The organism is Niabella sp. ZPM-14 (genome assembly GCF_055693045.2).
On sequence record NZ_CM181148.1, the window covers coordinates 2,062,206 to 2,082,474 of the forward strand.

At 44.4% G+C, this 20,269-nt stretch carries 21 protein-coding genes; 11 read left to right on the forward strand and 10 right to left on the reverse strand.

Annotation, left to right across the window (positions count from 1 at the left end; genetic code table 11):
- Window positions 1-95: 95 nt before the first annotated feature.
- The 3 genes from metG to ACU37H_RS08795 all read right to left on the reverse strand — a co-directional run bounded on the left by metG (window position 96) and on the right by ACU37H_RS08795 (window position 2,846).
- Window positions 96-2,210, reverse strand: a complete 2,115-nt coding sequence (gene metG / locus ACU37H_RS08785; protein ID WP_472701899.1) for a methionine--tRNA ligase — start codon at window positions 2,208-2,210, stop codon at window positions 96-98.
- 109 nt (window positions 2,211-2,319) lie between these two features.
- Window positions 2,320-2,625, reverse strand: coding sequence for a type II toxin-antitoxin system RelE/ParE family toxin (locus ACU37H_RS08790; protein ID WP_472701898.1), 306 nt, complete (start codon window positions 2,623-2,625; stop codon window positions 2,320-2,322).
- The gene (locus ACU37H_RS08795; protein WP_472701897.1) at window positions 2,619-2,846 is read right to left on the reverse strand and encodes a hypothetical protein; all 228 of its coding nucleotides are present in this window, start codon (window positions 2,844-2,846) and stop codon (window positions 2,619-2,621) included. Before ACU37H_RS08795 ends, ACU37H_RS08790 begins: the two co-directional genes overlap by 7 nt.
- A 292-nt stretch (window positions 2,847-3,138) precedes the next feature.
- Here ACU37H_RS08795 and glmM point away from each other — a divergent pair, with 292 nt between their 5' ends.
- The 7 genes from glmM to ACU37H_RS08830 all read left to right on the forward strand — a co-directional run bounded on the left by glmM (window position 3,139) and on the right by ACU37H_RS08830 (window position 7,949).
- Entirely contained in the window at window positions 3,139-4,527 is a 1,389-nt protein-coding gene (gene glmM / locus ACU37H_RS08800) for a phosphoglucosamine mutase (protein ID WP_472701896.1), read from the forward strand.
- Between the two features lie 181 nt (window positions 4,528-4,708).
- Window positions 4,709-5,185, forward strand: a complete 477-nt coding sequence (locus ACU37H_RS08805) for a hypothetical protein (RefSeq protein WP_472701895.1) — start codon at window positions 4,709-4,711, stop codon at window positions 5,183-5,185.
- Window positions 5,186-5,504: 319 nt separating this feature from the next.
- Complete coding sequence (gene rpsF / locus ACU37H_RS08810; protein ID WP_472701894.1) at window positions 5,505-5,861, forward strand: 30S ribosomal protein S6; 357 nt, start codon at window positions 5,505-5,507, stop codon at window positions 5,859-5,861.
- Window positions 5,862-5,865: 4 nt separating this feature from the next.
- Window positions 5,866-6,129 (forward strand): 30S ribosomal protein S18, encoded by a 264-nt coding sequence (gene rpsR / locus ACU37H_RS08815; RefSeq protein ID WP_114792984.1) that lies wholly within the window; start codon window positions 5,866-5,868, stop codon window positions 6,127-6,129.
- 139 nt (window positions 6,130-6,268) lie between these two features.
- Window positions 6,269-6,715 (forward strand): 50S ribosomal protein L9, encoded by a 447-nt coding sequence (rplI, locus tag ACU37H_RS08820; protein ID WP_472701893.1) that lies wholly within the window; start codon window positions 6,269-6,271, stop codon window positions 6,713-6,715.
- A 219-nt stretch (window positions 6,716-6,934) separates the two neighbouring features.
- On the forward strand, window positions 6,935-7,327 hold the full coding sequence (gene rbp / locus ACU37H_RS08825) for an RNA-binding regulator (RefSeq protein ID WP_472701892.1): 393 nt from the start codon (window positions 6,935-6,937) through the stop codon (window positions 7,325-7,327).
- Between the two features lie 112 nt (window positions 7,328-7,439).
- Window positions 7,440-7,949, forward strand: a complete 510-nt coding sequence (locus tag ACU37H_RS08830) for a hypothetical protein (protein ID WP_472701891.1) — start codon at window positions 7,440-7,442, stop codon at window positions 7,947-7,949.
- Between the two features lie 637 nt (window positions 7,950-8,586).
- Here the strand turns inward: ACU37H_RS08830 and ACU37H_RS08835 are convergent.
- Together ACU37H_RS08835 and ACU37H_RS08840 are read right to left on the reverse strand one after the other, a co-directional pair.
- On the reverse strand, window positions 8,587-9,501 hold the full coding sequence (locus tag ACU37H_RS08835; protein ID WP_472701890.1) for a S66 peptidase family protein: 915 nt from the start codon (window positions 9,499-9,501) through the stop codon (window positions 8,587-8,589).
- Window positions 9,502-9,515: 14 nt separating this feature from the next.
- The gene (locus tag ACU37H_RS08840; protein ID WP_472701889.1) at window positions 9,516-10,541 is read right to left on the reverse strand and encodes a S66 peptidase family protein; all 1,026 of its coding nucleotides are present in this window, start codon (window positions 10,539-10,541) and stop codon (window positions 9,516-9,518) included.
- Between the two features lie 183 nt (window positions 10,542-10,724).
- On the opposite strand from ACU37H_RS08840, the gene ACU37H_RS08845 reads away from it, so the two are divergent.
- Entirely contained in the window at window positions 10,725-11,339 is a 615-nt protein-coding gene (locus ACU37H_RS08845) for a phosphatase PAP2 family protein (protein ID WP_472701888.1), read from the forward strand.
- Entirely contained in the window at window positions 11,339-12,631 is a 1,293-nt protein-coding gene (locus ACU37H_RS08850; RefSeq protein ID WP_472701887.1) for a hemolysin family protein, read from the forward strand. Before ACU37H_RS08845 ends, ACU37H_RS08850 begins: the two co-directional genes overlap by 1 nt.
- A 14-nt stretch (window positions 12,632-12,645) precedes the next feature.
- Here the strand turns inward: ACU37H_RS08850 and ACU37H_RS08855 are convergent, their stop codons facing one another.
- From ACU37H_RS08855 to ACU37H_RS08870, 4 genes are all read right to left on the reverse strand, one after another.
- On the reverse strand, window positions 12,646-12,861 hold the full coding sequence (locus tag ACU37H_RS08855; RefSeq protein WP_494407599.1) for a hypothetical protein: 216 nt from the start codon (window positions 12,859-12,861) through the stop codon (window positions 12,646-12,648).
- Window positions 12,858-13,226: a carbon-nitrogen hydrolase family protein gene (locus ACU37H_RS08860; protein ID WP_472701885.1), complete on the reverse strand. Its 369-nt coding sequence runs from the start codon at window positions 13,224-13,226 to the stop codon at window positions 12,858-12,860. The genes ACU37H_RS08855 and ACU37H_RS08860 overlap by 4 nt, the downstream gene beginning before the upstream one ends.
- Window positions 13,227-13,266: 40 nt before the next feature.
- Window positions 13,267-13,437 carry a hypothetical protein gene (locus ACU37H_RS08865; protein ID WP_472701884.1) on the reverse strand — a complete coding sequence of 57 codons (171 nt, stop codon included), beginning with the start codon at window positions 13,435-13,437 and terminating at the stop codon, window positions 13,267-13,269.
- A gap of 76 nt (window positions 13,438-13,513) precedes the next feature.
- Window positions 13,514-15,145 (reverse strand): OmpA family protein, encoded by a 1,632-nt coding sequence (locus ACU37H_RS08870; RefSeq protein WP_472701883.1) that lies wholly within the window; start codon window positions 15,143-15,145, stop codon window positions 13,514-13,516.
- Between the two features lie 321 nt (window positions 15,146-15,466).
- Between ACU37H_RS08870 and ACU37H_RS08875 the strand changes: the two genes are divergently transcribed.
- Together ACU37H_RS08875 and recJ are read left to right on the forward strand one after the other, a co-directional pair.
- Window positions 15,467-16,288, forward strand: a complete 822-nt coding sequence (locus ACU37H_RS08875) for a polyprenyl synthetase family protein (protein WP_494407600.1) — start codon at window positions 15,467-15,469, stop codon at window positions 16,286-16,288.
- 112 nt (window positions 16,289-16,400) lie between these two features.
- Window positions 16,401-18,116, forward strand: coding sequence for a single-stranded-DNA-specific exonuclease RecJ (recJ, locus tag ACU37H_RS08880; protein ID WP_472701881.1), 1,716 nt, complete (start codon window positions 16,401-16,403; stop codon window positions 18,114-18,116).
- A 73-nt stretch (window positions 18,117-18,189) separates the two neighbouring features.
- On the opposite strand, the gene ACU37H_RS08885 is transcribed toward recJ, so the two are convergent.
- A complete protein-coding gene (locus tag ACU37H_RS08885) occupies window positions 18,190-20,160 on the reverse strand; it encodes a KUP/HAK/KT family potassium transporter (RefSeq protein ID WP_472701880.1) in 1,971 nt (656 codons plus the stop codon).
- Window positions 20,161-20,269: the final 109 nt, after the last annotated feature.

Below are 20,269 nucleotides of genomic sequence, written 5' to 3' on the forward strand. Positions count from 1 at the left end.
TATAGTCAATGATTACATAGGAACAGCCAATGCTTAAAAATAAACAAAAGGCCGGACAAAACATCCGGCCTGCTGTAAACAATTGTTAAGTTGTGCTAACTTACGTTACTGCCATTCGCCACCGGGGCGTCTGCATTTACAAAAATTAATTTGCCGTCCGCATCCTCTGCCATCAATATCATGCCATTACTTTCAATTCCTCTCATTTTTCTGGGAGCGAGGTTGGCCACTACCACCACTTTTTTACCAACAATACTTTCAGGATCAAAGTGTTGGGCAATACCGGACACGATCGTTCTTTTTTCAAAACCCAGGTCCACTTCAAGCTTTAATAACTTATCGGCTTTCTGCACTTTTTCTGCTGACAGGATCGTGCCTGATCTAAGATCGAGTTTAGCGAAGTCATCATATACAATTTCAGGTTTCAGGGTATTCGCCCTTGTCCTCTCCGAAGGAGATGGAGCTTCTGCAACTTTCGAATCCCCTCCGTTGGAGGAGTTGGAGGAAGCCGACGCTGCGCCCGCTTTCAGTTTTTGTATCTGCGCCTCGATCTCTGCATCTTCAATCTTTCTAAACAGTATTTCCGGCGCACGCAAGCTGTAGCCGACACTAAGCAGGTTGGTCTTTCCCGCATTCTCCCAATCCAGCATCTTATCTACCACTTTCATCATGTGCAACATTTTTTTAGCAGTTGCAGGCAGAAACGGATTGACCAAAATCGCCAGGTTGGCCGTTAGCTGTAAACAAAGGTGAAGACAGTTATCTATGCTCTTTTGAGCTTCAGGGTCTTCAGCCAGTTTTTTAGCTGCGATCCAGGGCTCTTTTTCCTGCATGTATTTATTGCCCTTGCGGCTCAGATCAATTACTTCATATAAAGCATCGCGAAACCGGTAATGCTCCAATGCAGTTTGTACTTTCCCTTTGGCAGCTTCAATATCGGCGATAATACCTTTGTCTTTATCATCAAGGATCTCCGCATGGAGCTTCGGCACCTTTCCTCCGCACAGCTTGTGCATCAATACGAAAGTGCGGTTGACAAAGTTTCCAAAGATAGATCCCAACTCGCTGTTGTTCCGGTCCTGGAAGTCTTTCCAGGTGAAATCGTTATCCTTATTTTCCGGCGCATTGGCACACAACACATAACGCAGCACATCTTCGCAGCCGGGGAAATCTTTAATAAATTCATGTACCCACACGGCCCAGTTGCGGCTCGTGGAAACCTTGTCTCCTTCTATGTTAAGGAATTCGTTGGCCGGCACATTATCCGGCAATACAAACCCGCCGTGCGCTTTCAGCATGGAAGGGAAAATGATGCAGTGAAACACGATGTTATCCTTCCCAATAAAATGGACCAGTTTGGTGTCTTCCTGGCACCAGTAATCGGCCCATTGATCCGTGAGCTCTTTCGTAGCCGAGATATAACCGATAGGCGCATCAAACCATACATACAGTACTTTTCCTTCCGCATCCGGCAAGGGTACTTTAATGCCCCAGTTGCTGTCGCGTGTCATTGCGCGGCTTTGCAATCCGCTGTCCAGCCAGCTCTTACATTGGCCGTACACATTATTCTTCCACTCTTTATGATCTTCGAGGATCCATTTGTTTAAAAAGGACTCATATTGCTGCAGCGGAAAATACCAGTGCTTTGTCTTCTTTTTGACAGGTATCGCATCACTTAATGTGCTGCGCGGGTTGATCAACTGTTCAGGGGAAAGAGAGCTTCCGCATTTCTCACATTGATCGCCATAAGCATTGGGATTGTGGCACACCGGGCATTCGCCGGTTATGTAGCGATCTGCTAAAAACGTGTTCGTCTTTTCATCAAAATATTGTTCGCTTTCCTTTTCTTCAAACAGCCCCTTATCGTATAAGTTCTTAAAAAAAGCGGATGCCGTTTCATGATGCACTGGGCTGGACGTGCGGGAATAAACATCGAAAGAAATACCCATCTGCTCAAAGCTATGCTTGATCTGTTCGTGGTACCGGTCCACAATTTGCTGGGGAGACACGCCTTCCTTCATCGCACGAATGGTAATAGGAACGCCGTGCTCATCGCTTCCTCCAATAAACTTCACGTCTTTTTGCTGCGCCCGCAAAAACCGGACATAGATATCTGCCGGTATATAACATCCCGCCAGATGTCCGATATGTATAGGCCCATTTGCATACGGCAGGGCGGCCGTAACCAATACTCTTTTATATTCGCTCATATATTACTTTAAAATCCTGTAATTAACGGCCAAAGGTAATTATTATTGATTAAGCGGAGGAATATATGGCGGGTGGTTTGAACGCGTGGCGTAGAGGGACGGGTGCTTGCTAATAGTCTTTCGGTTTCATGCTGGTGTGGCGTACTCTTAATATTCTTATTATATTTTTCAATACCCGATAACTTACTCGATAGCGATGTTTTTCGAAAGCCCGGTAGCTCCCGTCATTTTCGATTTTATATTTATCAAGATTGTACTTGCACGGATGCTTTGTAAGCCCTTTAGTGATTGCTATAATGGCTGCTCTCACTTTCTCTGCGTTTGCCAACGAATCCTTTTGTATAAATTCATAAGCAGCTTCCAACTGTCGCCACGCTCCACGGCTCCATACAATTTGTAGGTGGTCATTTACCATTTCAGCATTTCTTTTTCCAACTCTTCCTGCGTTATGAAATCTCCCGCCTCAATTTGTTTCTCAGCCTCATCCAGCTCACGATTATATTGCTCGATAGTTATTGCCTCTTCTCTTTTACGCCCCTTCACAAAAGCACGAATCATTTGCAAAACAGATTTTTTTTCTGTTTCATTCAACTGCATAAAATAACTATTCCATTCTTTTTCTAATACGTTTGCCATTTGAATGTTTTTACAAATTTAATTTTTAATCCGGTAATCGAAAAATCATCTCAATCCGCTGCGCTCTTGCCAAATGAAAGGTTCAATGATAGTTAATTAACAAATTCTTTCCAGCTGAAAAGTGGCAGGCTTTAATTTTCAGAAGTACCGATCAACAAATAAAATAAGAATCGATTTGCCGTCTTCGAACTTCCGTCTTCCGTCTTCTGACTTCTGACCTCCGACTTCCCGACTTCCCACCTCCATCTTCCCGACTTTTCTAGCTACATTTGCAACCCAAACAAGAAATTATATGCCTCTAATAAAAAGTATTTCAGGAATACGCGGAACGATCGGCGGACAGACAGGTTCGACATTATCGCCTGTTGATGTGGTGAAATTCACAGCCGCGTACGGTTCCATTTTAAAAAAGAATGCCACCGGCAACACCGTGAAAGTGGTAATCGGGCGGGACGGCCGCATCAGCGGCGCCATGGTAAGCGCCCTGGTTCAATCAACATTGTCTGCTATGGGCATTGACGTGGTAGACCTCGGATTGAGCACCACTCCAACTGTTGAAATAGCGGTGCCAATGGAAAAGGCGAACGGGGGCATTATCCTGACAGCCAGCCACAACCCCAAAGAATGGAACGCGCTGAAGCTGCTGAATGAAAAGGGCGAATTTATCTCCGGAGCCACCGGTCAGGAACTGTTGCGCATCGCGGAAGCGGAAGACTTTACCTTCAGTCCTGTTGACAAGCTGGGTAAAGTAACGACTGACGACAGCTACATGCAAAAACATATTGATGCGATTCTGAATTACCCCCTGGTCAATAAAAATGCGATTAGTGGCAAGAACTTCAAAGTAGTTGTAGATGCGATCAATTCTACCGGAGCCACTTTTGTTCCGGCTTTACTCCGGGCATTAGGCGTTGAAAAAATCATCGTACTGAATAAAGAGATCAACGGAAACTTCGCGCACAACCCTGAGCCGCTGCCCCACCATCTCACCGAGCTCAGCAATACAGTAGTAAAAGAAAAAGCACACCTGGGAATAGCTGTAGATCCCGATGTAGACCGGCTTTGCTTTGTTTGTGAAGATGGTAGCATGTTTGGCGAAGAATATACCCTGGTGGCCGTTGCCGATTATATTTTATCTCAGCGTCCAGGAAACACGGTCAGCAACATGAGCAGCACCAAGGCATTGAAAGAGATTACGCTGAAAAGAGGCGGCGAATACTTCCCTTCTGCTGTTGGAGAAGTGAATGTGGTTCATAAAATGAAAGAGGTTAACGCTGTGATCGGAGGTGAAGGCAACGGCGGTATCATTGTTCCGGACTTCCACTACGGACGGGATGCCCTGATCGGCATTGCATTGTTTCTCTCGCACCTGGCAAATCAGAAAGGCGGCATCAAATCGCTGCGTAACCATTACCCCGATTATTTTATCAGCAAGAATAAGATCGAGCTGGATAGCAGTGTGGACGTAGCAGCGATCTTTAAAAACATTAAAAAGAAATATGCCAAGAACCCGATCAATGACGAAGACGGGCTTAAAATCGAATTCGATAACGATTGGGTACATCTTCGCACCTCGAATACGGAGCCTATTATCCGCATTTATTCAGAAAGTGATTTTGAAAGCAAAGCCAATCATATCGCGCATAAATTGATGGAAGATATCAAAGAGGAGCTGAAATAATTAGCGGCTATTGCTGCGCAAAGCGTGTCTTAAAAGTTACAGCTTTAAGGCACGCTTTTTATTTATCGCCAAGTCATCAATACTATTTGATCGCTGATCATCGCAACAGGGCTTTAGGCATTCCTTAATGGGTAATGGCACTGTATTTGTTTTTTTGTAAGAGAACTAAACCCTCGTATCTATGACAAACTTACATACAGATCTGCCCGATTCAGAAAAAGATAAAAAAGAGTTAGCGCCCGAAGAAGTAACAATGGATCTTCCGGAAGTGAGCGACATCCCCGGACAAGAACATGTAAAACCTCCTGAACCCAGTCTGGATGAGAATCTGACAGTCGCGTCCGACGATGAAGAAGGAGTGGGCATTTTGGATGATCCGCAGGAAGGAGAAGACCCGGACCTCGATATGGACACCGACGTCAGCAAAGAAGAAAAAGAGCTGCTTCGGCAGTCCGAATTCATGCAAACTGATGATGATCAGGACCTCCAAAGTGCGCAATTGGACAACGCAGACTTTGAAGGTGAAAAACTGAATGAAAAGATTCCCAGAGATGGAAAAGATCTGGATGTTCCCGGACAGGAAGCGGACGATGAAAATGAAGAGATCGGCGAAGAGGACGAAGAAAACAACGAGTATAGCTTGGGTGACAACCAATGATCCGCTCCATTAATTTTTAAGAGCCCGGCGTATAGACGCCCGGGCTTTTTCTTTTAGCAAATAGTTATCAACGTTTTATAACGCCTTCAGCCGGAGCCCATGCGACAGGCGAAGTCCAATTGATCCCTTAACTTTCAACGGTAATTAATAAACTTAAATTTGCGGACGCCGCTTCACGCCGGCTACCGGAATTGGCAGGGCCTCCGAAATTCTGATGCGGCAACGGTTACACCGTCTTTTAGAAGAAAAAACCTATCTTTGCAGCCCCTTAGCAAAACGCTGGGGAAATTTTTATTTTTTAACCAAATTTCACAGGGTAATGAACAATTATGAATTGATGGTGATTTTTACCCCGGTTTTAAGCGAAGATGAGTTTAAAGCTGCTCAGAAAAAGTTTGCCGACATGGTAACAGAAGCAGGTGGCTCTATCGTTCACGAAAATCCATGGGGATTGAAATCACTGGCGTATCCGATCCAGAAAAAAACCACAGGTTTATACTGGGTAATGGAATATACTGCGCCATCCGACTTCAATGAGAAGCTGAAGATCCAGCTTCTTCGCGACGAGGCTGTGCTTCGTCACCTTTGCACTAAACTCGATAAATACGCCGTTGAGTATAATGCAAAAAAAGCTAGTGGCGTAAAAACAGGAACTGAAAAAGCAGTGGAGGCTTAATATTATGGCAAAGAATGAAATCAAATACCTTACGGCCATTAAAACCGACAAGCGCGTAAAAAAATTCTGCCGCTTTAAGAAATATGGCATCCGCTATGTTGACTACAAAGACATAGAGTTCCTGAAAAAGTTCCTGAACGAGCAAGGTAAACTGTTACCTCGTCGTTTAACCGGCAACAGCCTGAAATTTCAGCGCAGAGTATCTGATGCTGTTAAGAAAGCCCGCCAGATGGCACTTTTACCTTACGTAACAGATCTTTTAAAATAGTTCATAGCTATAGTTGATGGTTCATAGCGAAAAACGACGAGCCATCAATCATGAACCAATTAGTAACCATCCCTAACTCGCCGCAGGCGAAGGACAGTCACAATCAAGGATTGGGCAAGAGGGAACTAAAAACCACACAATGGAAGTAATTTTAATCCAGGACGTAGACAATCTGGGCGCTGCGAACGAAGTAGTAAATGTAAAAAACGGCTATGCCCGTAACTTCTTACTGCCTCGCAAATTAGCAGTTGAAAACAGCGCAGGTAACAAAAAACAGTTAGAGGAAAGGCTTAAACAAGCTAAGAAAAAAGAAGATGCTATGCTGGCTGCCATCAATGATGTGATCAGCAAACTGAGCGCTTCGCCTTTAACTATCGGCGCTAAAACAGGTACGACAGGTAAAATTTTTGGTAGCGTAACTAATCTTCAGATCAGCCGCGCGATCCGTGAACAAAAAGGCTACGAAATCGACCGTAAAAAGATCCAGATTAACGAAGAAGTTAAAGAATTAGGAACCCATAAAGCAACCATTGACTTCGGGAATGGTCATTCTACCGAGGTTGATTTTGAAGTAGTTGCTGAGTAATTTGTTCTTTTGACAATTCATTTTCAGCGCCCGCCTTTCAGGTGGGCGCTTTTTTTGTTTGCCTTTTAATACAAAATTATTACAGTATTTATTAAATTACGGGTTATATTTGTAATATATTATGGTGTATATTCAGTATTAAGGTTCCATGTTACATAAATGTTCATTGATCTTGGTTACTGTTTCTCACTTACTTTAAAATTCTTTAAAACAAAAAAAATGAACATTTACGTTGGTAATTTAAGCTGGAACCTAAAGGACCAGGATTTACAAAACCTTTTTAGCCCACATGGCGAAGTATCTTCTGCAAAGATCGTTTTAGACAAGTTCACTAACCGTAGCAAAGGCTTTGGTTTTGTTGAAATGGCAAGCGATGATGAAGCACAAGCAGCTATCGACGCTTTAAACGGAACTGAAGTTGACGGCAGAAACATTGTCGTAAACGAAAGCCGTCCAAAAGAAGGCGGTAACAGCGGCGGCGGATTCAAAAAAAGAAGCTTCGGCGGTAACAGCGGTGGCGGTTACGGCGGCGGCGGTTACAAGAAAAGCAGCGGCGGTTATGGCGGCGGCGGATACCGTGACCGTAGCAGCGACTACAACAAAGACTTTTAATCATTTGATATTAAATAGTTGACAAGAGCCTGTGTTTTAAAGACACAGGCTCTTTTTTTTGCTGTACAAGCGTTGTATTTTGTACCTTTGCGCTCTTAAAAATTATCCAATTATGAAAATGAAATTCGTTCTTACAATGGCCTTTGTATGCGCTGCTACTGCACTGCTGGCGCAAAGCGAGTACAGACAATCGATCGGCCTCCGGTTGGGAAGCGGTTACTACGATGTAGTGTCAGCTGCGTACAAAACTTTTTTAAATGATGCTTCGGCTTTAGAGTTTAACCTCGGCGTTAATCCTGACAGATTTGGAGGAGCACGCTGGACAAGCGTTTCCGCTTCAGGAACCTATCAGCACCACTTTGACATTAAACCTGTGCCCGGATTGAAATGGTTCGTGGGCGGCGGTGTGGTATTGTCTAACACTTTCTCTGATGATAAGTATTACAGTGGTTTTGGTGTTGGGTTGTATCCAACCGGTGGCGCTGACTACAAATTTTCTAAGATACCTTTAGCTGTTTCAGCTGACGTGCGACCCACTATTGCCGTAGTGGAGCCTTTTGATTATCACAAGTACAAGAACTTCTATCCCAGCGTAGGAGTTTCCGCACGATATACCTTCTAAATTAAGATTATCGTATAAATAAGGAGCCGTCTGATCTACAGACGGCTTTTTTATGAAGCGGATTTGGCGTGTTTGTTGCGAGTATTCCAGAAAAATCAGGATAATATGAAAGTTCGCCCTTTAAGCTACTTGTATATGTTGCTGGCAACAACAGCCATTATCGTCGCTTCCTGCGCTCCTCCAAGGCCACCGCGCCCGCCGCGCAGACCTAAGCCGCCAAAGAGACCGCACGCCCAAATACAACAATTACCCATGCAGTATCTGGCAAATTCAGTTGTTTACGATCAATATTCTGGCGTGCTGTAAACAGCAGACCAAATCTTTTCGTACTTTAATCTACGGAACGCGTCGGACACGCCGGCCCCTTCCGTTGTTTTACATGGGAATAAGGAGATCTTGGACTGTCAAGGTCTCTTTTCTTTTTCATTGACATAGAATACTTCTCGTCAAGTCAGCCTAAATAAAATGATAAAAAAATGTGAAAATTTGATAAAAGTATTAACAATCGTTTGCTAAATATCCCTTTATGTCGTAATTTCGAATTGAATTTTCATAGGATAAGGTTTAATGGTTAATGGTTTTTGATGAAGTCCCCAACATCTTTAATGTTGGGGATTTTTTTTGCTTTTTGCGATTATTATTCGTCCAAGGTTACTTTTTCCCGGCCCACTTGTAGCCGGTATTCCACTCCGATCTTCAAAGCATAGTTCTCCATCTCATGGCTCACCGGGAAATCGAAACAAACGGGATAGCTATATGATTTTACCGCATTTAAAACGATCTCCTGTATTGACGCTCCGAATGGCCGGTCCGTATCGCGTGTATCCGAAAATCCCCCTACAATTAGTCCTGCAAGGTGCTCCAGCTTATTACTTCTTTTTAGCTGCACCATCATCCGATCTATCGCATATTTCTGCTCGCCGATGTCTTCAATAAAAAGAAGGCGGCCCTTCGTTTTGATCTCAGAAGGCGTACCAATACCGTGTACTAATAAGGCCAGGTTACCGCCTACCAATGCACCACTGGCCGTTCCTGTTCTGTTCAACTCATGGGCATCGCAGGTGTAGCTGGCAGGTTTTCCCTCTAATGCGTCTTTCAGGGAAAGGACATAGCTATTGGAGTATCCCTCATCATTGAACGCTGCAGCCATTGGCGCATGAAGGGAAGAAATAGAATAGTTTGAATGCAAATGCGTATGGAAAATGGTAATATCGCTGAACCCGATCACCCATTTAGGTTTCTTGCGAAACTTTTTAAAATTGAGCTCGTCAATGATGCGGCCCATTCCATAACCACCCCTGGCACAGAGCACTGCCTGAACGGTATCATCATCTAACATCTCCTGCAGATCCCTGAGCCGCTCTTCGTCCGTCCCGGAAAAGTAGGTCGGTGAAGAACCTCCCACCGTCGCTCCGATCTTTACTTTGTAGCCCCATACTTCTTCCAGCACCCGCACACACTCAGCCACTTTTTGAAAGTCCATGTAGCCGGCAGGGCATATCAGTCCTATAGTATCTCCGGGCTTTAGATAAGGTGGAATTTTAACAGACATAGGAATAGAAAAAATTAAAGCGATTCTTTTAAAGAAACCCCTGAGCTATTAACGACTAGCTCATGCCGGACGCCGCATTTCACCGCGAAATTATCGATCTGGTGTCCAACAGGAAAGTTAAAACAAACGGGATAGTTATACTCCCTGACTTTATTGAGCACGATATCATATACCGATTGTCCGAAGTATTCACCGGGGTCATCTTGCTTCACTTTCATTCCCCCAACGATCAGCCCTGCGAGCCTGGACAGTTTGGCGGTGCGCTTCAGGTTCCAAAACATCCGGTCGATACTATAAAGATATTCACCGGTGTCTTCGACGAAAAGCAGCTTTCCATCTGTGTTGATATCAGACGCCGATCCTGCAAGGCTCTCAAGCGTTTTCAGATTGCCCCCTATCAGTGGGGCAGTGGCACTGCCCATGCGGTTTTGAGCGTCGGCTATTGCCGTATATTGCATGCGCTGGCCGGTAAGCGCCTGGTGTATAGATTCAATCGTTTGCTTTTGCAAAGGATCTGCCGTTTCCCAAGCGTCCGGAAAGCTGTTACACATTTTGGAATGAATGGTAGCAACTCCCAGTGTTTTTTGAATATGGGAATGCAGCACCGTGATGTCGCTGAAGCCAATCACCCATTTCGGATGGCTTTTGAACTTGTCCCATCTCAGGCGGTCTACAATGCGCACGCTGCCATAACCGCCGCGGGCACACATGATCGCCTTTATCTGCGGATCGTCAAGCATCATCTGCAAGTCCTGCAACCGTTCGTCGTCAGTGCCGCCGAAAGTATGATCGCGCTTGCCTATGGTATACCCTACACGAATTTTAAAGCCCCATTGCTGGAGCAATGTGGCGGCAGGGATAATACCCTCACGGGTAATATATCCGGCGGGAGAAGTGATCCCGATCATATCACCGGGCTTTAAATAAGGAGGGATACTTTCCTTTTCCTCATCCGCTGGAAACATGCTGTCTGCCTTAGCTGATAAAAAGGGGCTAACGGCAAAAGCCGTTGTTGAAGCGATAAACTTCTTACGGTTCATGAGCGCTAAGATAAGCCAGGAACTTGTAAAAGATGTTAAGCACCGTTGAATATAAAGTTGCCATGCATACATATTGCCGCCACAGCGAATGCGACTTTTAGAAAAACAGTCAGGTAACGGATACCGGTAAAAGGATCATAAACTTAAGGGAAAAATTGACCAGTATCACTATTTTTGCATCTTATGGATATACCTGGTTATATTCCCTTACCGGAATGGTTTGTAAATGCCGACCGGTGGTTGTTTGAACTCATTAATATAAAGATGGCTAACACGCAGCTTGACAGTGTTTTGCCGTTTATGCGTAATTCTTTTGCCTGGGGACCTTTGTACTTGTTTATCGTAGCCTTTACAGTCATTAACTTTAAGAAGAACGGATGGTGGTGGTTTGCGTTGGTGTTAGCCACAACGGCCTGCACCGATCTGGTCGGCGCAAGGGTCTTTAAAGAAGGCTTTGAACGGCTCCGCCCTTGTTCTGATCCGGAAATGTTTGGTCATGTGAGAATGTTGCTGGGAAGATGCAGCGGCGGGTTTAGCTTTGTTTCCAATCATGCCATTAATCATTTTGGCATTTCGGCATTCTTCTTTATTACTTTTAAAAACATTTTCAGGTATTCATGGTTGCTATTTGTATGGGCCGCGATCATTGGGTTCGCACAAATATATGTAGGAGTCCACTATCCCTTTGATGTGCTGGCCGGCGCTTTGCTTGGCACGGGCATCGGTTTGTTTACCGGTAATATATTCAACAGAAAATTCGGATTTCCTATCTTCGATAAGCATTCAATAATAATTTAATGGAATTACTCATTATAGCCTTACTGATTTTACTGAACGGCCTCTTCTCTATGGCGGAAATCGCGTTGGTGTCTGCCAGAAAAGCGAGATTAGAGGCACAGGCAAATAAAGGGGATAAAAAAGCGAAAGATGCCTTGGCGCTGGCTAATCATCCGGATCATTTTCTTTCAACCGTACAAATCGGCATAACGCTGATAGGTATATTAACAGGTCTTTATTCAGGCGATAAAATTACGGGCGACATCGTTGCTTTTGTAGAGCGGTTTCCCGCGCTGGCGCCGTACAGCAAAGGAATTGCTACGACCGCTGTAGTAATACTAATCACGTATTTCTCTCTGGTGTTTGGTGAGTTGATCCCTAAACGTATCGGCTTGTCCTCTCCTGAGCGCATCGCTAAATTTGTAGCGGCGCCTATGCGGATTGTAAGCTGGATCACTTTCCCTTTCATTTGGTTATTGACAAAATCGACCGGTTTGATCACAAGATTATTTAAGATCAAAACCGATGATTCACAGGTTACCGAGGAAGAAATCAAGGCGATCATCAACGAGGGTACAGAACAAGGGACGCTCGAAGAAACCGAGCAGGAGATCATCGAACGGGTGTTTCATCTGAGCGACAGGAATATTACTTCACTGATGACGCACCGCAGCGATATCGTTTGGTTCAGCACAACCGACACTGAGGAAATGATCAAGGAGAAGATTTTGAAAGAGCCCCACTCTATATACCCCATTTGTGAAGGCGAGATCGATAATATTAAAGGGGTTATTTCGCTTAAAGATCTTTACACCAACCGGGATACCATCTTGTTCAAAGACCTGATGCGGCCGGCACTCTTCGTGCCTGAAAATAACACAGCTTTTAAGGTGATGGAAAAGTTCAAGGAATCACAGCTACACTCTTGTTTCATTGTGGATGAATATGGAAGCGTGTTGGGCATGATCACCATAAAAGACATACTGGAAGCGATTATAGGCGATATGCCTCAGCATGACGACGACGAGTACGAGGTAATACAAAGAGAAGATGGCAGCTTCCTGGTAGACGGGCAATTACCTTTTTATGACTTCCTTTCTTATTTCGACAAAGCAGATTGGATGAATGAAGGAGAACAGGAATTTGATACGATAGCCGGTTTTATCTTGCACAAGTTAAAACGTATACCAACCGCCTCTGAAAAATTAGAATGGAACGGCTTTGATTTTGAGATAATGGATATGGATGGTCACCGTATAGATAAGGTTTTGGTGAACATCAGCGATGCTATTAGAGAAGAAATGGATGACTAAATGTTTTAAAAGATTTACAACAGGTAAAGTTCTAGCTTAAATCGCATGGCAAGCCTTCGTGTGGCCAATGAAACATCAATATCCGCTACTAAAACACCAGACTTCCCATAAGGCTGGAAAGCAATGCAATTACCCTCTGGTCCAATCACTGACGACGCCGATTCCTGATATTTCACCGCATAATTGACACTCACGAAAAAGACTGTGTTTTCAGCCGCCCGCATAATCATCGCTTTTTCGTAATAAGGATTTGACGCAGCACCCCAGTCAGTAAGTGTATTTCCTTTTGCGTTACTACCCGTGAAATGCGGATGGAAAACAACGGATGCTCCCGAACAGCGGCCCACCTAACCGTTTCGGGATAGCGAAAACCTTCGTGGCAGATAGCAATGCCAATTTTGACACCGTCTAGCTCAAAAACGGCTCTGCTGTCTCCAGCATCCCATATACCATCTTCAGTGGGGTCTAGCTGGCATTTCGGTTGATAGTCCAACACAACACCTGCTCTGGATATCACAAAAGCGACATTCAAAAATCTGGCATCTTCATACCAGTCCATGGGTAAAATGGTAGCAACATTATTTTCTTTAGCCATCTTTACAACGCCTGCTAATGCATCTTGCAGGTTTTTTTGCTTACACGCGACGGCAATGAGTACCTTTTAGATGGATAGCCCGGCAAAACGACTCGGGAAAACAAATCACAGAAGCACCTTTAGCAGCAGCTTCCGAAGCATACATTTCAACCTGCTGCAAAGCATGCTGTATAGACTGAGGATATAAAGGAGAAGCTAAAGCGATTTTCACAGATTTATTTTTTTTATAATAAAAAAAGAGCCCTCCTCAAAGAGAAGGGCTCTGTATTTGTTATAGCAAAAAGTTATTAGTTTTTGCGAAGATTTGGATGTGGAGGAGCTACAGTGTTTGGACCATCTTCTCCTGGAGCAGCAGCACGGATGTCTACTACATCACAATCACCACCTTCCTGGCCAGAGCTGAAGATAAATCTGTCGCTGCTAACGCCTTCTTTTTCTACTAAGTGAGAAATCACTTTGTTAACGTGATCCCAGCTTAATTGCTGCTGACGTTTAGTTGCTGCGCAATATCCTACAACCACTACTTTACAGTTTGGATTAGCTTTCAATTTAGAAGCTACAGTTGATAAAGTAGCTGCTGCGTCATCAGAAAGATTGTTAGAGTTTGCAGCAAAGTGGATGCTTGGTAATGCTCCTAAAGAAGCAGCGCAATCACCTGCAACTGGACCGCAACCTTCTGGGCAAGGACATTTACCTACACCATCAGCGTCAACTGGCTGGCAGTATGTTGGAGTAACCAGTTCTTTATCTTTACAATCAGGCACACCGTCACCATCAGTATCGCGGCTAACACCGTGAGTATCAACTGGGCAACCAGCAGGAGTTTGTTCTTGGTCGAACTGATCAGTTACACCGTCACCATCAGCATCTGGAAGAATAATCTCAGGAACCCTGCGAAGTTCACCATATGCATAGTTAAGTGGGTTTAACCAGTAAAGAGGCTCAACTCTTTTAGATTTGCTACCCAGGTTGAAGTTAAGACCTAAGGTCAGGTAGTTAAACAGATCTTTATCAGGGCTTAATGTACGGCTTTCGTCAAAACGTACACCATCTAACATATCAGAACCAGTAAAGATAACGCGGTCTTCTAAAGCAAGGTTTACTCGAGAAGAAAGACGGAAAGCGATACCAGCACCAACTGTTGCAGAAGGAGTAATATAACCTGCGAAAGTTTTGCTCCATTTTTTAGAAGGATCAACTTCCGCCGAACTTTCGTAAGAATCATCTAAAAGGTCTTTCAGGTTGTCTAACATATCCCTGCGATTGTCATAAGTAGCATCACCGGAAGGGAAACTATACATAGAACCACCGTTCATAGCATTAACACTTGTTTTGAAAGTATTAACACCTAAACCAGCTAATGCATAAATAGTAGCACCAGTTTGGCCTTTATAGAAGCGGATATTACCTAAGTTAAATAAAGTTTGTAAAGACAGCTCCTGTGACTTTGTTTTGTAGTTATAATAAACCGGGCTTTCACCGTAGGCCGCCCATGGATTATCAGGTCCCTGAGCTACATGGCCTGTAGAAGCTCTCCAGTTTAAACCTTGTGCAACACCATATAAATATTCAAGTCTTAAAGACATTACATGTCCTAAAGATTTACGAACGTGTCCACCAAAACCGAAAGAATTAAACAATCTTGGATCAACATCACCAACAGGTACGGTGAAAGAACCACCTTTAATACCCAATTCCCACATATCTTTTGGTTTAGCGGGGTAGTCATAGTTACCAACCATGAACTCGTTGTGTTGAGCTAATTGTTTGTTGTTGTAGTAATTAGAATCTGTAACGGAAACTGTTCCATAAACCGGATGTGGTGCGGTGTATGGATGCGACGGACTCACTTGTGCGAAGCCTGTCGACGCAACCAGGCAACTAAGGCCTGCTAGTAATTGGTACTTTTTGCTTGTCATAACTAAGGATTAAGATTTAAAATGATTTTCTTAATAAGTTCAGCAAATTTAGAGCCATTTGTTAAAAAAACAAATTTTAACCTAAAAAATAATTAAAAATGCTGGTCATTCTAGGTAACAAATACTGTGCAAAAAATTAAATAATCGCAGAGATTTACCGTATTTTGCTTGATTATTATTATGAGTTTACCCGTTTTTTTAATAAAAAGTGAATTAGAAAGTTTTGAGGAGCGTTTTAAAACCGCCGTTAAGGGGCAAACCCCTCTTTTAAACAGCATTTTGCGGTACATTGTAAAAAGGAAGGGCAAACAATTGCGGCCGATGTTTGTTTTCCTCTCCGCTAAGCTGTTTGGAACACCTACCGAAGCTACTTATCGGGCCGCGTCACTGGTAGAAATTCTTCACACAGCTACGCTCGTGCACGACGACGTAGTCGACGACTCCCTGGAACGAAGAGGCTTTTTTTCCGTGTATGCGCTCTGGAAGAATAAAGCATCCGTGCTTGTAGGAGACTACCTTCTCGCAAAGGGCTTAATGTTATCACTTGAAAATCATGATTATCGCATTCTCCACATTCTGACTGATGCAGTTAAGAAGATGAGTGAGGGAGAGCTGCTCCAGCTGGAGAAAGCCAGAAGCCTCAACCTGAAGGAAGAGATCTATTATGAAATAATACAAAATAAAACTGCTTCGCTTCTCGCATCTGCCTGCAGCGCGGGCGCATGGTCTGCTTCTGAAAAAGATGACGATGCAGAGAAAATGAGGCTTTTTGGTGAAAAAACGGGCATTGCCTTTCAAATCAAGGATGATCTTTTCGATTATGCCAACGAAGACGTCGGGAAGCCGACGGGCAATGACATCAAAGAAAAGAAAATGACGCTTCCGTTGATATATACATTAAATAATACAGACAGGTCCACCAGACAGAAGGTCATCAATATCGTTAAGAACAATAATAACGATAAAAAGAAGGTTGCCTGGGTACTCGACGTAGTGAAGGCTACCGGCGGTATAACCTATGCCACCGAGAAAATGTATGCTTATAAAAAAGAAGCGCTGGACATTTTAATGCAATGTCCCGACAACGAGTACCGCAAGGGGCTCCAGGATCTCGTGGAATACGTCACGGAACGTAAATATTAAACAATTACCATTTTAGCGGGCGGGCCGATATTATTCTGGTCAGTCCTTTACCTGAGCTGCAGACTTTGCTTGTCACACATATTTTATGTAGCTCCTCCTTAAACATGAAACTTTGATCAGGCGCTGGAATATTTTAAAGACGGACACGGAAAAGATCTCGACGCTGCAGGCGGCGCTTAAAATCAATAGAGCGCTCTGCACTGTCTTAGTTCAGCGCGGCATTGAAACCTTCGATCAGGCCCGCGATTTTTTTCGCCCGCAACTTAGCCAACTGCATAGTCCCTGGTTAATGAAGGATATGGACAAAGCGGTTGACCGCATCACTGCTGCTTTTCAGCGTCAGGAAAAAATTTTGGTATTCGGAGACTATGACGTAGATGGCACGACGGCGGTAGCCAGTATGTATGCATTCCTTAAAACACTGCACCTCAACCTGGGCTTTTACATTCCGAACCGCTACCGGGAGGGCTACGGAGTCAGCAAGGCAGGAATCGACTTTGCAAAAGAAAACGGGTACACCTTAATTATTGCGTTGGATTGTGGTATAAAATCCGTGGCACTTGTGGATTATGCCAACGATTTGGGTATCGACTTTATTATCTGCGACCATCACCTTCCAGATGAAAAAATTCCGGCAGCAGTAGCTATTTTAAATGCGAAACAACAAGATTGCCCCTATCCTTTCAAAGAGTTGTGTGGCTGCAGTGTGGGATTCAAATTGATGTGCGCGCTTTGCGAGAAGCTGGGCCTTCCGATAGAGCACGCTTATAAACACCTCGATCTTGTGGCCACCGCCATTGCGGCAGATATCGTTCCCATCGTCGGTGAGAACCGGATCCTTGCCTTTTATGGACTGAAAAGAGCCAATGAACATCCGAATGCAGGCATTAAGGCGCTGGCTACCCTGAGCGGGGCGAAAATGCCTTTACATATCAACAATCTTGTATTCATGATCGCCCCGCGCGTCAACGCGGCAGGCCGGATGGATGACGCGGCCAAGGCTGTACAGTTATTTATTGCCGAAACCGATGAACAGGCACTTCACTATGCCGAGCTCCTACATAGTGACAATACAGACCGCAAAGAAGCTGATACCGGTATAACCGCCGAAGCGCTGGAATTAATCGCACAGAATCAACATTGGATCGAACGGACTTCGACGGTGGTGTATCAACCTCACTGGCATAAGGGCGTTGTAGGCATTGTCGCTTCCCGGCTGATCGAACATCATTACCGCCCTACGGTAGTGCTGACACAAAGCGGAGACTATGTAGCCGGAAGCGCCAGAAGTGTGCCCGGGTTTAATCTGTACGAGGCGATCCATGCCTGCAGAGAGTACCTGGTGGCTTATGGCGGGCATTTTGCCGCTGCTGGCCTGACGCTGGAAACGCACAATGTCGATATATTCAGGACCAAGTTTGAAGAAGTCGTATCCGCTTCCATAACAAAGGAGTTGCTGATACCTGAGATCATTATCGATGCGGAGATCTCGTTCAAAGACATCACGCCTTCGTTCTATAACATCTTACAGCAAATGGAGCCTTTTGGTCCGCAAAACATGGCTCCGGTTTTTCTCGTGCGTCGTGTTACTGACACCGGCTTCAGCAAAATCGTGAAGGAACAACATGTACGCCTGGTGGTTACTCAAGACCAGATTACATTCACAGGTATCGGATTTAACATGGCAGAAAAACTGGCCATCGTACAGCAACGCCGGCCATTCGACCTGGTTTTCAGAATTGAAGAGAACGAGTGGAACGGACAAAAATCACTACAACTGAAAGTACTGGATATGCGGCCTTCAGAGCCAACAGTGGCAGAACCATGACTGCGTACGGCCCGGTGTACACTTCCTGGCTAAGCCCCACACGCGATAAAGAAAGCAATAGTGCGGGCTAAGACTATTCGACTCTTCTCAGCTTAAGGTCCGTAACCGGAGCCACTACCAACGGGAACTTTTCCACGGTAACATTTGCCAGATCCAGTCCAAAATTCTTTTCTTCAGACAGAGAGATGTGCTTGATAATAAAGTGCAGCTTCATGATCATCTTCTCCATAAACGGCAGATCATTGTCCTGGCTCAGGTATTTTTCCATCACCATGAATTGGAAGTCGCCCACCGTATTACTGCTGGCCAAACTTTCATAACGGCTGATGATATTTACCTCTTTATTCTGCACCAGGTCTTCTACCACTTTCTTGAACAGAAGGTTGATGCGGGGCTGCATTCTGAAACCTAATCTGAAATCAATCCGGATAATATCATTGGGTATGATGTGGTCTACTTTGTATTCGCAGGTATAGGGATCGTCTACCGTATCCACATGAACGAACCAATAAATGTCTGCTCTTTTCGGCTTCCGGTTTAATATCGAGTAAATGATCTTATGCTCGATTTCTTTCGGATTATCCGCACTTGTCAGGTAAATAAGATGAGTTGCATATTTGGCTACAGTCTTATCATGGCTCAGCTCCTGGATCTTGGAAATATAGTTTTCCATGCGCACAAACTCCACGTACCGGTTTTTGATCTTTCTGGCACGGTACCAAACGTACATGACGAGGAACATGATACCACCGATCATCAAAGTAATATAACCGCCATGAGGGAATTTCTCCAACAGTGCGATCAAGTACGCAGTTTCGACGGTAAAGAACACCGCAAGGAAAAGATAGATATACACCTTTTTAATCCTTCTCAGCACCATATAATTAGCAAAAAGTATAGTGGTAGAGATCATCGTGACGATAATAGCCAAGCCATATGCAGCCTCCATGCGCGAAGACTTCTGAAAATACAATACGACAAACACGCAGCCTGTAAACAGGATCGTATTCACTGCCGGAATAAACAGTTGACCTTTGGCTTCTGACGGATAGTTAATGCGCAGTTTGGGCCATAAGTTCAGGCGGATCGCTTCGCTGATCAACGTGTAAGCACCGGATACCATGGCCTGGCTCGCAATAATAGCCGCAGTTGTTGCAATGATAACCCCCGGCACGATAAACCATTCCGGCATCAGGTTAAAGAACGCATTGATGCCGATGAATTCTTTCACGTCATCGGTCACCGTCAGTTTATTGTAGTGTGACAACAGGAAAGCGCCCTGTCCGAAATAGTTCAGCAACAGACATACTTTAACATACATCCATGAGTACCGGATATTCTCGCGGCCACAATGCCCAAGATCGCTATATAAAGCTTCCGCACCCGTGGTACAAAGGAACACAGCGCCTAACAGCCAAAATCCATGTGGGTAAGTAATCAGGAAGTCAATAGCATAGTGTGGGCTCAAAGCACGGAAGATCCTCAGATCATCCGTCAGGTGCAAGGCGCCAAACACAGCCAGCATGGTAAACCAGATAAGCATAACCGGCCCGAATACCTTACCGATCGAGGCGGTTCCAAACTGCTGTAGGAAAAAGAAAGCACTCAGGATACCTAACACGATCCACACAATGGTAGATGTTGGCATCTCTTTAAGAGCCGGAAGGATCTTCAAACCTTCAATTGCAGAAGTAATGGTCATTGGTGGTGTGATGATCCCGTCTGCGATCAGCGCCGCACCTCCTATCATTGCCGGAATCACCAGCCATCGCCTTCGTCGCCGGACCAATGCATACAAAGCAAACGTACCCCCTTCTCCCTTATTATCTGCTTTCAGAATCAGGATCACATATTTGATCGTCGTCTGCAATGTGAGCGTCCAGATAATACAAGACAACGAACCAACTATCAGTTGCTCCGTAATTTGCCGGTTGCCAATAATAGCATTGAATACATACAGGGGAGATGTACCGATATCACCGTAGATGATACCTAAAGCAATCAGCAGACCTGCGGCCGTTGCTTTATTAGTGTGAAATTTCACTAGTTGAGACCTGATTAATTAAAAAAATAAAATGCAAAGTTTATATAAAACAACGCAATAGCAAAAATCTTTATTTTTTATTTTTTTGTTATGTCATTTTGAAAAGAAA

Excerpts from the sequence above, each read along its gene's own strand:
- ACU37H_RS08835 (WP_472701890.1), bottom strand. The coding sequence starts at position 9,501 with ATGTCTGTTAAAATTCCACCTTATCTAAAGCCCGGAGATACTATAGGA.
- glmM (WP_472701896.1), top strand. The coding sequence starts at position 3,139 with ATGCCTCTAATAAAAAGTATTTCAGGAATACGCGGAACGATCGGCGGA.
- ACU37H_RS08855 (WP_494407599.1), bottom strand. The coding sequence starts at position 12,861 with ATGATTATGCGGGCGGCTGAAAACACAGTCTTTTTCGTGAGTGTCAAT.
- ACU37H_RS08845 (WP_472701888.1), top strand. The coding sequence starts at position 10,725 with ATGGATATACCTGGTTATATTCCCTTACCGGAATGGTTTGTAAATGCC.
- ACU37H_RS08870 (WP_472701883.1), bottom strand. The coding sequence starts at position 15,145 with ATGACAAGCAAAAAGTACCAATTACTAGCAGGCCTTAGTTGCCTGGTT.
- ACU37H_RS08830 (WP_472701891.1), top strand. The coding sequence starts at position 7,440 with ATGAAAATGAAATTCGTTCTTACAATGGCCTTTGTATGCGCTGCTACT.
- rbp (WP_472701892.1), top strand. The coding sequence starts at position 6,935 with ATGAACATTTACGTTGGTAATTTAAGCTGGAACCTAAAGGACCAGGAT.
- ACU37H_RS08805 (WP_472701895.1), top strand. The coding sequence starts at position 4,709 with ATGACAAACTTACATACAGATCTGCCCGATTCAGAAAAAGATAAAAAA.
- ACU37H_RS08795 (WP_472701897.1), bottom strand. The coding sequence starts at position 2,846 with ATGGCAAACGTATTAGAAAAAGAATGGAATAGTTATTTTATGCAGTTG.
- rpsF (WP_472701894.1), top strand. The coding sequence starts at position 5,505 with ATGAACAATTATGAATTGATGGTGATTTTTACCCCGGTTTTAAGCGAA.
- ACU37H_RS08850 (WP_472701887.1), top strand. The coding sequence starts at position 11,339 with ATGGAATTACTCATTATAGCCTTACTGATTTTACTGAACGGCCTCTTC.
- ACU37H_RS08860 (WP_472701885.1), bottom strand. The coding sequence starts at position 13,226 with ATGGCTAAAGAAAATAATGTTGCTACCATTTTACCCATGGACTGGTAT.
- rplI (WP_472701893.1), top strand. The coding sequence starts at position 6,269 with ATGGAAGTAATTTTAATCCAGGACGTAGACAATCTGGGCGCTGCGAAC.
- ACU37H_RS08840 (WP_472701889.1), bottom strand. The coding sequence starts at position 10,541 with ATGAACCGTAAGAAGTTTATCGCTTCAACAACGGCTTTTGCCGTTAGC.
- rpsR (WP_114792984.1), top strand. The coding sequence starts at position 5,866 with ATGGCAAAGAATGAAATCAAATACCTTACGGCCATTAAAACCGACAAG.
- ACU37H_RS08875 (WP_494407600.1), top strand. The coding sequence starts at position 15,467 with ATGTTTGTTTTCCTCTCCGCTAAGCTGTTTGGAACACCTACCGAAGCT.
- metG (WP_472701899.1), bottom strand. The coding sequence starts at position 2,210 with ATGAGCGAATATAAAAGAGTATTGGTTACGGCCGCCCTGCCGTATGCA.
- ACU37H_RS08790 (WP_472701898.1), bottom strand. The coding sequence starts at position 2,625 with ATGGTAAATGACCACCTACAAATTGTATGGAGCCGTGGAGCGTGGCGA.